This window comes from Candidatus Pelagibacter sp. PS_31, from assembly GCF_059417865.1.
In genome coordinates this window covers 15,961-27,336 of record NZ_CM182069.1, presented here as the reverse complement: position 1 = coordinate 27,336, position 11,376 = coordinate 15,961, and the positions used below count along the sequence as shown (strand labels likewise).

Sequence of the window (11,376 nt, the reverse complement as noted above, 5' to 3'; positions counted from 1 at the left end):
TAAAAGACAAACAAGGTCAATATATATGACCTTAAATTTGAAATAAATACAATTAAATCTTAATATTTTAATTTATGCATATCTAATATGTTAAAATGGAATTGTTTAAATTATTGAATATTTAAGCTACGAAGCATTAAATGTTCTCAAATATTATTGAAATTATAATCTTATCAATAGTTCAGGGAATATCAGAATTTTTACCAATCAGTTCATCAGCTCACTTAAATATTGTTGAGATAATATTTGAGTTTAATTCTAACTCACTAATGATTGATGTTAGTCTCCATCTTGGCTCTTTACTTGCAATAGTCTTTTATTTTAGAAGAGAGTTATTAGACCTTAGAAATAATCAGAAGTTATTATCTTTATTAATTATTGGCTCAATACCAATTGTAATAGCTGGCTACATAATCAGCTCCACAGGTCTAGTTAACCTATTAGAAAACAATTTAAAGATAATCGCTTGGACAACATTAATTTTTGGAATTATCTTATATCTCGCAGATAAAAGTAAATTTGATAAAAAAATATCGTCTAACTTAAATTTTAAAACAATACTATATATTGGTTTGTTTCAAATACTTGCTTTAATACCTGGTGTGAGTAGGGCAGGAATTACAATAACAGCTGCAAGACTTTTTAGATTTAATAGATTTGACTCAAGTAAAATTTCTTTTTTACTAGCTATACCTGCTATAGCTGGAGCAAGTGTGCTGCAGTTAAAAAATGCCATTGGTCAAAACTTTGAGCTTAACTATCTTGTGCTAATATCAATCACTCTTTCTTTTTTATTTTCTTATTTTACAGTCAAGTTTTTCCTAGATTATATAAACAAATTTTCTTTGAATGTTTTTGTCATTTACAGAATAATTATTTCAATAATTCTATTTATAATAATATATAATTAATTTTTTTTTAATATTGGTGCTAATTGTGAAAATAAAACTCCAAATAAAATAAATAAGCATCCAAATAAATTATTTATATCTAAAATTTGATCTAATAAAATCCAAGCAGCAATTGTTGCAAAAACACCCTCTAAAGAAAAGATTATTGCTGAGGGAGCAGGGGATATATTTTTTTGTGCATATATTTGTAAAACAAATGCAAGGCCTCCAGATAAAATTCCAGCATATAAGATTTGAAATTTTTCTTTAAGAATATTGGACCAAATAAAATCTTCAAAAATTAATCCTATGATTAATGACAAAGAAGAAACAATTAAAGTTTGAATTGCACCAATTGTTAATGGAAGATTATATTTTTCTATAATTTTACCAGTAAAAATAATGTGTGTACTCCAAAAAAATGCGCCCATTATTATAAGTGCATCACCCGTTCTAACTGTTGCGCTATAAAAATTAGTTAACAAATAACCGCCCATCACACAAAGAAGAACAGAAGGCCAAATACTCCAGTGAATTGGTTTTTTATACATGAAAAAAATTATAAACGGGACCATTGGCACATAAAAAATCGTAAAGAATGCAGCATTAGCAACATCTGTGTAGAGTAAGGCTACTTGTTGAAGCGCTGATCCCAGGAATAAAGATAGGCCAATTAAAATAGCCAAGTTGATAAATTCTTTTTGATTTCTTTGTACTGATTTTGATATTTTTTTTCTTTCAAAAATAAAAGCTAAAGGAGCTACTACTAAAAAACCAACAAAAAACCTGACCGCATTAAAAGTAAAAGGGCCAATGTCGTCCATTCCAGTATCTTGAGCTATAAAAGTTGTTCCCCATATGAATGTACATAATAATGCACAAAATAATGATGATGTTTTTGACATTAAAATCTATACAGCTAATTTATAAGCAAAATTTTTGCCTAAATTTTCTTTTAGATCATTATTAAATCTAGCTGCTTCAGCTCCATCAATTATTCTGTGATCATATGATAAAGAAAGCGGTAGCATTGTTCTTGTTTCAAATTTACCATTAATAAAAATTTGTTTTTTTTGTGCTTTGCCTACTCCTAATATAGCAACTTCTGGATAATTTATTATTGGTGTAAAGAACGAACCTCCAATTCCCCCAAGACTCGTAATAGTCATAGATCCTCCAAAGAATTCTTTCTTATCTATTTTTAAATTTCTACATTGGTCACTTACTATTTTCAATTCATTACTAATATATGAGATGCTTTTATTGTCAGCATTTCTAATTTTTGGTACCATTAAACCATGTGGAGTATCCACTGCAATCCCAACATGAAAATAGTTTTTCATCGTAATTTTTCCATTTTCAATATCATCTATTGAAGAATTGAAACTAGGAAACTTTTTTAAAGATGCAACTAAAGCTTTAACAATAAAAGCTAATGGAGTAATTTTTTTTCTCTCCCCTGTGTACATATCGGTAAGTGAAGTTCTAAAATCTTCCATTTCAGTTATATCTGCTTCATCATGATTTGTGACATGAGGTATTGTTGTCCAAGAATTAACTAAATATGTAGAGGCTAATTTTTTAACCCTAGGCATATCTTTAACCTCAATTTCACCAAAATCAGAATGAGAATATTCACTAACAATTTTTTTTGATTGAACTTCGGTCTTATCTGGAACTTTATTAATCGTAGAGGATATAAAATTTTTTACATCATCTTCCACAATTCTTCCCTGTCTTTCACTACCAACTATTTCGTTAATATTAACTCCAAGCTCTCTAGCAAATTTACGTACTTTTGGGCTTGCAGATGAAATTTCTGAATTATCTTTTTTTATTGTATTTTGTGCTGGATTGACCTTTGCAATTTTTTCTACTTGATTTTGATTTACAACTTGTTCTGCTTCTTTAATAGTTTTTTGTTCTATCTTTTTTTCTTCTTCTCCAGACTGTTCTACGGTTAATATTAAATCACCTTCTGAAACTCTATCTCCCACTTTAATTTTAACAGACTTAACCTTTCCATCAAAAGAAGCTGGTATTTCTACACTAGATTTGTCACTCTCAATTGTAATAAGTGGATCATTTTTAGAAACTGACTGGCCACTTGAAACTAACACCTCAATTACCTCAACGTCTTTAAATTCACCAATATTTGGTACTTTAATCTCTTTATCTGACATCTTATAGTTTTGTTGGCATTGGTTTGCTGCCATCAATATTATACTTCTTTATGGCTTCTTTAGCATATTTAGAGGCTATGAGTTGCTCTTTTGCTAACACACTCAGTCCATAGGCAACAATATGCTCTTTATCAACTTCAAAAAATTTTCTAAGGTTTTTTCTAGTGTCACTTCTTCCATAACCATCTGTCCCTAAAGAATAAAAACTTTTATTAGTATAAGGTCTAATTTGGTCAGAATTCATTCGCATATAATCTGAGGCTGCCATAATCGGTCCTTCAGTTTTTCCTAAACACTGTTCTACAAATGAAACTTTTTGTTCTTTATCAGGGTTTAAGAGATTATATCTTTCAACTTCCATACCATCTTTTCTCAACTCATTAAAGCTAGTAACACTCCAAATTTCACTATCTATCTGATATTCATTTTGAAGAATTTCTGCTGCAGACATCATTTCTCTTAATATTGTACCTGAGCCTAAAAGTTGAATTTTTGTTTTTCCATATCTATTAAATTCTTTAATCTTGTACATTCCTTTAAGAATTCCTTCTTCACAATTTTTATCTTTTGGCATTCCTGGATGTGAATAGTTTTCATTCATGGTTGTGATATAATAAAAAACATTTTCATTTTTTTCATGCATTCTTCTCAAGCCTTCTCTAAAAATAACAGCTAACTCATAATGAAAAGTTGGGTCATATGTTACACAATTTGGTATCGTTGAAGCTATCAAGTGACTGTGTCCATCTTGGTGTTGTAATCCTTCACCAGCCAAAGTAGTTCTTCCAGCTGTTGCTCCAATTAAAAAACCTCTGGCCTGACTATCTCCAGCAGCCCATGCAAGATCTCCTATTCTTTGAAAACCAAACATTGAGTAAAAAATATAAATTGGAATCATTTCAATATCATGATTCGTGTAAGCTGTTGCAGCTGCAATCCATGATGACATTGCTCCAGCTTCATTAATTCCTTCCTCTAATACTTGTCCACTTTTATCTTCTCTATAAGAGCTTAACTGCGCAGAATCTTCAGGTTCATATTTTTGACCTTCATGCGCATATATTCCTATCTTTTGGAAAAATCCTTCCATGCCAAAAGTTCTTGCTTCATCAGGAATAATTGGGACTAACCTCGGTGAAACATTCTTGTCTCTTAGCAAATTTGTAAACATTCTAACTAATGCCATGGTTGTAGACATTTCTTTTTCACCTGTTGATACTTTCATGAAATCAAAAATATCTTTTGCTGGTGCTTTTATTGGCTTTGCGTAAGTTGTTCTCTCTGGCAAAGAACCCCCAAGGTTCATTCTTCTTTCTTTGATGTATTTAATTTCTTGAGATTTTTCATCTGGCTTAAAATACTCTACATTTTTTACTTGATCGTCAGTTAAAGGCACATCAAAACGATCTCTATAATATAATAAATCGTCTACGTCTAATTTCTTAGTTTGATGGGTTGTGTTAACACTTTCACCTGTTTTTCCCATGCCATAACCTTTAATGGTTTTAGCGATTATAACCGTTGGGCTGCCTTGATTTTTTGATGCCTGATCATATGCTGCATAAACTTTATGAGGATCATGACCACCTCTATTCAATCTCCAAATATCTTTATCTGACAAACTAGAAACTAGCTCTTGTGTCTCTGGATATTTTCCAAAAAATTTTTCTCTAACGTAAGCTCCATCTCTAGCCTTCATTGCTTGATACTCACCATCGACAGTTTCGTTCATAGCTTTAACTAAGTGACCTGTTTTATCATTAGCAATCAGTGAGTCCCAGTAAGACCCCCAAATTACTTTAATTACATTCCAACCGGCTCCTCTAAAGCTTCCTTCTAGCTCTTGAATAATTTTTCCATTACCTCTAACAGGTCCATCTAATCTTTGAAGATTACAGTTTATAACAAATATTAAATTATCCAGTTTTTCCCTAGAAGCTAACCCTATAGCACCTAAAGATTCTGGCTCATCCATTTCTCCATCACCAAGAAATGCCCAAACTTTTCTACCTTCATCTTTAATTAATCCTCTATTAATTAAATATTTCATATATCTCGCCTGATAAATTGCAAGCATAGGTCCTAATCCCATTGACACAGTTGGAAACTGCCAAAACTTTGGCATCAACCAAGGGTGTGGATATGAAGAAAGTCCACCTGGTTTTACTTCTTGTCTAAAACTATCTAATTGTTTTTCATTTAATCTGCCTTCTAAAAATGCTCTAGCATAGATGCCTGGTGCACTATGACCTTGAAAATAAACTAAATCACCACCAAATTTATTATTTTTAGCTCTCCAAAAATGATTCATTCCTACATCATAAAGTGTTGCTGCAGATGCGAATGTTCCTATATGACCACCTAATTCAGGAAATTTTTTATTTGCTCTCACAACCATGGCTGCTGCATTCCATCTAATTAAAGATCTAATTCTTCTTTCAATGTTCTGATCTCCATTGGACTTGACTTCTGCCTCTGGTGGGATTGTATTTATGTAAGGAGTGTGTTGTGTATAAGGAATATTTGCACCTTCTTGATATGCTTTGTTAATTAATTCTTTTATCAAAAAATGAGCTCTTTGATTTCCATCTTTTTCAACAACTGCAGATAAAGACTCTAACCAATCTTGTGTTTCTAATGGATCAATATCATTTTCATTTGTAACTTGAATTATTGTTTGTTTTTTTTCTAGGGCTGGACTTTGTTGAATAGTTTCTTCTTTTTTTTCATTCTTTAAAACAGATTCTGCTTGTTTAATAATACTTTCTGTATCTTTAGGAATTGGCTTTTCTGAAGGGCTTTCTTTTGAAGACTCAATACTTAATAATACGTCTCCTTTAGAAACTTTATCACCCACTTTAATATTCACAGATTCTATCTTGCCGGAAACTGTTGATGGAATTTCAACACTAGATTTGTCACTCTCAATGGTAACAACAGGATCATTTAAGTTTATTTGATCTCCAACTTTTACTAAAAGTTCAATGACCTCAACTTTTTCAAATTCACCAATGTCCGGAACAAGTAATTTTTCACTCATTATTTTAAATCGATTTATACACTTAAAAAAAACTATATCTCATGTTATTTTAGCACAATAATAAGCCTTTTTGTGCAAACCTGTATTTTATTGAACAAAAAACTTTAAAAATTAACAAATAAGTAAGAAGTTAATTTCTCTCAATGCACATGGCTATTCCCATCCCACCACCAATACAGAGGGTGGCACAACCTTTGCTTTTATTTCGTCTAATCATCTCATGAATAAGGGTTACTAAAATTCTGGTTCCTGAAGCTCCAATTGGATGTCCTAATGCAATTGCCCCACCATTAACATTTACAATCTCTTTAGGAATTTTAAGATCTCTAATTACAGCAATACTTTGAGCTGCAAATGCTTCATTTATTTCAAATAAATCGACATCTTCTCTCCTCCATTCAGCTTTTTCTAAAGCTATATTAACAGCCTGAATTGGACCTAACCCCATCAACGAGGGTTCAACACCACAAGCTGCCCAAGAGACTACTTTAGCTAAAGGCTCTATATCTCTATGTTCTGCTTCATCTCTAGACATTAATATAGTTGCTGCAGCACCATCATTGATTCCTGATGAATTACCTGCGGTGACTGTTCCATTTTCTTTGAAAACAGTTTTTAGTTTTTTTAGATCTTCTAAATTTAAATTGCTTCTTGGATGTTCATCTTTTTCAAAAAGAAAATTTTTATTATCTGTATCAATCTTTAATTTGATCAGCTCATTTTTGAATCTATTTTCATTTATAGCTTTTTGAGTTTTTTCTTGAGAATTTAATGCAAATAAATCTTGTTCATCTCTAGAAATTTTATATTTTTCTGCAACATTTTCAGCAGTTATTCCCATGTGATAATTGTTAAATGAGTCTATTAATCCATCATTGATCATCGTATCTACTAACTTATTTTCATCTAGTTTTTTATCTTCTCGATAAAATATAGCATGTGGTGCTCTAGACATATTTTCTTGTCCACCAGCAACTATAATTTTATTTTCACCTAGTTTAATAGATTGATATCCTGAAATTACAGATCTTAATCCAGATCCACATACTTGATTGATTATATGTGCAGGTTTTGAAACTGGAATTCCAGCATGAATAGAAGCTTGTCTTGCTGGGTTTTGCCCTAATCCAGAAGTCAAAACATGTCCCATAATCACCTCATCAATATCGTCTGATTTTAATTTTGATTTATAGACAGCTTCTTTAATAGCTAATGCACCTAATTTATCAGCACTCAAACCTTTTAAAGATCCTTTATATCTGCCTATAGGTGTTCTTAATGCAGCTGTAATAACTACATCATTTGATTTTTTACTCATTGATAGTACAGCATAATATTTTATAACTTAAATAACATTAAAAACTTTGATATGTTGAGCAAATTATTTAATTAAGGACCGCTGGCCAAATTGGATAAGGCGCTCGGCTACGAACCGGGAGATTCCAGATTCGAGTTCTGGGCGGTCCACCAAAAAGGATAAATAACAATGTTAGATTGGCTACTAAAATCATCACTACAAAAATCAGTTATATATTTTTTTATAATTATTTTAATAATTTTATTAATTTTAACTTTCGTACTATAAAGAATTATGAGTAATCAATTTGAGCAAATAAGTATTAAGCCTGGTTTTATGAAGCATAATGGTGGTGTTTTATTTAGAACTATTTCTGAAACAGAATATGAATTTAAAACTACAATTAATGAAAATCATTTAAATGCTGCTGGGATAACTCACGGTGGTTATTTATCAGCCTTAATTGATGCAGGAGCGGGGACTGCTGCACATAGAGCATCTGGAAATGCGCCTTGTGTAACTATTTCATTGGATCTAAAATTTATTGGTGCATCTAAAGTTGGTGATGAAGTTACTGGTTTTACAAGAATTCTTAAAAAAACAAACACACTAGTATTTTTATTTTGTGAGCTCAAATGTAATGATAAAATTATAACTTCAGCATCGGGGATATGGAAAATTTTAAAAATAAAACCATCTGATCTTGGTCCTGGTGGTTAATTTTAATTAAGTTCAGTTCTTAATTTTTTTATTCATTATTTGTAAAATAAATATAGGGCTAATAACAATAAAACCAAAGATCATAGTTTTCATTCCTGGTGCAACAAAAAATAACGAAACAATTCCAATAATCCATCTTTCTAGTACAGAAAGTGGTTTAAACCAGTAACCTGAAAATGCTATACCAATAAGAGCAATCCCAATCATTGCACCCAATAAAGTTATTAATAGAGTTATTAAATTAAAATCATCAGTTATTAAAAGTAAAGAAGGAGAAAAAACAAATACAAATGGCACTAATGCTTTCGCTATACCCAATCTAAATGCTGTATTACCTGTTTGGAATGGATTAGATTTTGCTATTCCTGATGCAGCATAGGCTGCTAATGCTACAGGTGGAGTAATATCAGCCAAGACTCCATAATAGAATACAAAAAAATGTGCCACTAATGGTTCAATATTTAATTGAGCTAGAGCAGGAGCTGCAACAGCTACGAGTATTATATAGGTTGCTGTAGTTGGAATTCCCGCTCCCATTATGATGCATGAAATTGCAATTAATATTAATGAAAAAAATAAAGTAAGTTCTTCCAATGAAAAATAAGAGATAGGCCAAATATTTCCAAAAAAACCTCCTATATCTCCTGCTGTTTGTAAAACAACAAATCCTAATCTAAAGCCCACACCTGTTAAGGTAACCACACCTACAATTATACCAACACAGATAGCAGCTGCACCAACAGCAAGAGTATTTTTTGCTCCTGAGGCAAAACAATTAAACAAATCTTTTAAAGTAAGTTTATTTTTAGGTTTTAATATGCCCACTACTACGCACGATATAATTGCATATATTGCTGCAAAGTCTGGTGTCTTTCCAGATAAAATAAAATATACCAGAATAAAAAGAGGTATTAACGAAAGCCAATTTTCTTTTAATACATGAAAAAATTTAGGCATCTCTTTATCTTCTAATCCTCTTAACCCTAATTTTTTTGCTTCAAGATGAACCATGATAAAAATTCCAAAATAATGAAGAAGTGCAGGAATTAATGCTGCCGCCAAAATATCTTTAAGAGGTATCTCTAGATACTCAACCATAATGAAAGCTGCAGCACCCAATATCGGAGGAGTAATTTGGCCACCTGTTGAAGAGGCTGCCTCTACTGCTCCTGCAAAATGTGCAGGATAACCAATTTTTTTCATAGCAGGTATTGTCAATGATCCTGTAGTGACTGTGTTTGCTATAGATGAACCTGAAATAGTTCCCATAAAAGCTGAAGAAAATATTGCAACTTTTGCTGGCCCACCTGAAAACCTTCCCGCTACAACCATTGCTAAATCAATAAATAATTTTCCAAGACCCACTCTTGTTGCCAAAACACCAAATAAAATGAACAGAAAAACATATTGAGCCATAACACCAACGGCAATGCCATAAACGCCCTGATTTGTTATATAAATATGATTAACAAAACCCAACCAACTTGTTCCTCCGTGCTTCAAAGCACCAGGAGCTAAAGGTCCAAAAAGAGCAAATAGAATAAAAATTATTGCAATAATTGGAAGTGTAGAACCAACAGAACGTCTTGCAGCTTCTAAAGTTAAAATTATTAATACAGAACCAACAAAAATATCTACCAACCCTGGGTTTCCCACTATGCTTGCGAGTTCTTTTGATGGAAGAAATGGTAAGTATAAAGCTGAACCAACTGCCAAAAATGCAAATATATAATCTAAAATAGAAATATTTTGAAAATAAAAATATCCTTTATTAGTTTTGTTTAAATCTTCTTTTTTATTCGAGCCAAATAATAAAAAAACTAAAGCTAACACAAATGAAATATGAATTCCTCTATGTAGAACTTCTCTTACTAGACCAAAACCAGAGGCCCAAAAATGATAAACTGACATTAAGACCAATAATAATGAAACTAATACTTCGAGTTTTACACCTAACTTTCTAAACGAAAGCTGAGGATCATAATTTTTTTCAATTTCTTCTAATTCTTTTTCTATTGGGATTTGATTATTCATAAAAAAAACCCTGGGTTTTAGACCCAGGGTTTAATGTATTATTTATTTAATTAGACCTGCTTCTTTGTAGAAACGTTCTGCTCCAGGATGCAATGGTACACCGACACCTGCCAAGGCAGTTTCTGGTGTAATTGTTTTTCCTTTTGAGTGTCCAACATCCATCAACTTACGGGACTCAGCGTTCCACAAAGCTTTTGTAATATTGTAGATTAAGTCATCATCTTCTTTTGCAGATGTAAACCATTGAGCACCTACAGCCACAGTGCTAGTTGATTTAACACCTTCATAAGTGCCTTCTGGTATTGAGCTTTGAGAAAAGAAACCATGTTTATCAGTTAATTTTTTTGCTCCAGCACCATCAATTGGAATCAGCTTAATTGAAACAGAAGATGCTAGCTCTACTAATGCGCCAGTAGGATATCCAGCAACTACAAAAATTGCATCAACTTTTCCATTTCTTAAAGCATCTGTTGCAGCATTACCTTTTAATGCTTCAGCTTGTACATCTTTTTCACTAAGACCATTTGCTTCTAATATTAAAAGTGCATCCACATATGTTCCTGAACCCGGCTCATCTAATGATACTTTTTTTCCTTTTAAATCTTTTACAGATTTAATTTTACTTTTCTTTAAAGTAACTAAATGAATGTGCTCTTCAAATAAAGCAGCTATTGTTCTTAAATCTTTGGCAGGCTCCTTACCTTCCATAGTTCCAGTTCCTGTGTAAGCCCAATAAGCAACATCAGACTGAGCAAATCCAGAATTTCTTAAACCAGATATGATTGCGTTTACATTATCTACTGATCCTCTTGAAGAAACAGCTGAGGCAATTAAACCATCAACACCACAACTTCCACCTTTACCACATTCTCTTGACCCTGGAGGTTTAGAAATTGCATTAGCAATCATTCCTCCAACTGGATAATAAGTATATGCAGTTCCACCAGTACCTATTGTGAAGAATGAAAGTTCTGTAGAATATGTTTTTCCTGCAAAACTGACTATCACAAATAATGTTACTGCAAATTTTTTAAGTAAATTTTTTAACATTTTGTATCTCCTCTATTGTTTTTTAATAAAATTAATTGTTACACTATGTTAAGATGAACCTAAATATTTAATAACTAAATTTGTTATCCAATTCGAAAATGAGAACTTTTACACTTGCGATTCGGTCATGTTTTAACCTATTTTTGTTCTTTATGGACAACA

Annotated in this window: 8 protein-coding genes and 1 tRNA gene; 3 read left to right on the top strand and 6 right to left on the bottom strand. The window is 31.8% G+C overall.

Annotated elements, in window-relative coordinates:
- Positions 1 to 140: 140 nt before the first annotated feature.
- The gene (locus tag AC5SLN_RS00135) at positions 141 to 911 is read left to right on the top strand and encodes an undecaprenyl-diphosphate phosphatase (RefSeq protein WP_271480432.1); all 771 of its coding nucleotides are present in this window, start codon (positions 141 to 143) and stop codon (positions 909 to 911) included.
- On the opposite strand, the gene AC5SLN_RS00130 is transcribed toward AC5SLN_RS00135, so the two are convergent.
- The 4 genes from AC5SLN_RS00130 to AC5SLN_RS00115 all read right to left on the bottom strand — a co-directional run bounded on the left by AC5SLN_RS00130 (position 908) and on the right by AC5SLN_RS00115 (position 7,431).
- Positions 908 to 1,795, bottom strand: coding sequence for a DMT family transporter (locus tag AC5SLN_RS00130; protein ID WP_271480430.1), 888 nt, complete (start codon positions 1,793 to 1,795; stop codon positions 908 to 910). The genes AC5SLN_RS00135 and AC5SLN_RS00130 overlap by 4 nt on opposite strands.
- Positions 1,796 to 1,801: 6 nt before the next feature.
- The gene (locus AC5SLN_RS00125) at positions 1,802 to 3,073 is read right to left on the bottom strand and encodes a 2-oxo acid dehydrogenase subunit E2 (protein WP_271480529.1); all 1,272 of its coding nucleotides are present in this window, start codon (positions 3,071 to 3,073) and stop codon (positions 1,802 to 1,804) included.
- Position 3,074: 1 nt separating this feature from the next.
- Positions 3,075 to 6,113, bottom strand: coding sequence for a pyruvate dehydrogenase (acetyl-transferring), homodimeric type (gene aceE, locus AC5SLN_RS00120; protein WP_494593463.1), 3,039 nt, complete (start codon positions 6,111 to 6,113; stop codon positions 3,075 to 3,077).
- 130 nt (positions 6,114 to 6,243) lie between these two features.
- Positions 6,244 to 7,431, bottom strand: coding sequence for an acetyl-CoA C-acetyltransferase (locus AC5SLN_RS00115; protein ID WP_494593461.1), 1,188 nt, complete (start codon positions 7,429 to 7,431; stop codon positions 6,244 to 6,246).
- A gap of 75 nt (positions 7,432 to 7,506) precedes the next feature.
- Between AC5SLN_RS00115 and AC5SLN_RS00110 the strand changes: the two genes are divergently transcribed.
- Positions 7,507 to 7,583, top strand: a tRNA-Arg gene (locus AC5SLN_RS00110).
- Between the two features lie 121 nt (positions 7,584 to 7,704).
- Positions 7,705 to 8,130, top strand: coding sequence for a PaaI family thioesterase (locus tag AC5SLN_RS00105; RefSeq protein WP_271480424.1), 426 nt, complete (start codon positions 7,705 to 7,707; stop codon positions 8,128 to 8,130).
- Positions 8,131 to 8,142: 12 nt separating this feature from the next.
- Here the strand turns inward: AC5SLN_RS00105 and AC5SLN_RS00100 are convergent, their stop codons facing one another.
- Both AC5SLN_RS00100 and AC5SLN_RS00095 read right to left on the bottom strand, forming a co-directional pair.
- Complete coding sequence (locus tag AC5SLN_RS00100; RefSeq protein WP_494593458.1) at positions 8,143 to 10,164, bottom strand: TRAP transporter permease; 2,022 nt, start codon at positions 10,162 to 10,164, stop codon at positions 8,143 to 8,145.
- Between the two features lie 42 nt (positions 10,165 to 10,206).
- Positions 10,207 to 11,214 carry a TAXI family TRAP transporter solute-binding subunit gene (locus tag AC5SLN_RS00095; RefSeq protein ID WP_494593456.1) on the bottom strand — a complete coding sequence of 336 codons (1,008 nt, stop codon included), beginning with the start codon at positions 11,212 to 11,214 and terminating at the stop codon, positions 10,207 to 10,209.
- Positions 11,215 to 11,376: the final 162 nt, after the last annotated feature.

Coding starts and splice junctions, on each gene's coding strand:
- AC5SLN_RS00135 (WP_271480432.1), top strand. CDS start 141: ATGTTCTCAAATATTATTGAAATTATAATCTTATCAATAGTTCAGGGA.
- AC5SLN_RS00130 (WP_271480430.1), bottom strand. CDS start 1,795: ATGTCAAAAACATCATCATTATTTTGTGCATTATTATGTACATTCATA.
- AC5SLN_RS00125 (WP_271480529.1), bottom strand. CDS start 3,073: ATGTCAGATAAAGAGATTAAAGTACCAAATATTGGTGAATTTAAAGAC.
- aceE (WP_494593463.1), bottom strand. CDS start 6,113: ATGAGTGAAAAATTACTTGTTCCGGACATTGGTGAATTTGAAAAAGTT.
- AC5SLN_RS00115 (WP_494593461.1), bottom strand. CDS start 7,431: ATGAGTAAAAAATCAAATGATGTAGTTATTACAGCTGCATTAAGAACA.
- AC5SLN_RS00105 (WP_271480424.1), top strand. CDS start 7,705: ATGAGTAATCAATTTGAGCAAATAAGTATTAAGCCTGGTTTTATGAAG.
- AC5SLN_RS00100 (WP_494593458.1), bottom strand. CDS start 10,164: ATGAATAATCAAATCCCAATAGAAAAAGAATTAGAAGAAATTGAAAAA.
- AC5SLN_RS00095 (WP_494593456.1), bottom strand. CDS start 11,214: ATGTTAAAAAATTTACTTAAAAAATTTGCAGTAACATTATTTGTGATA.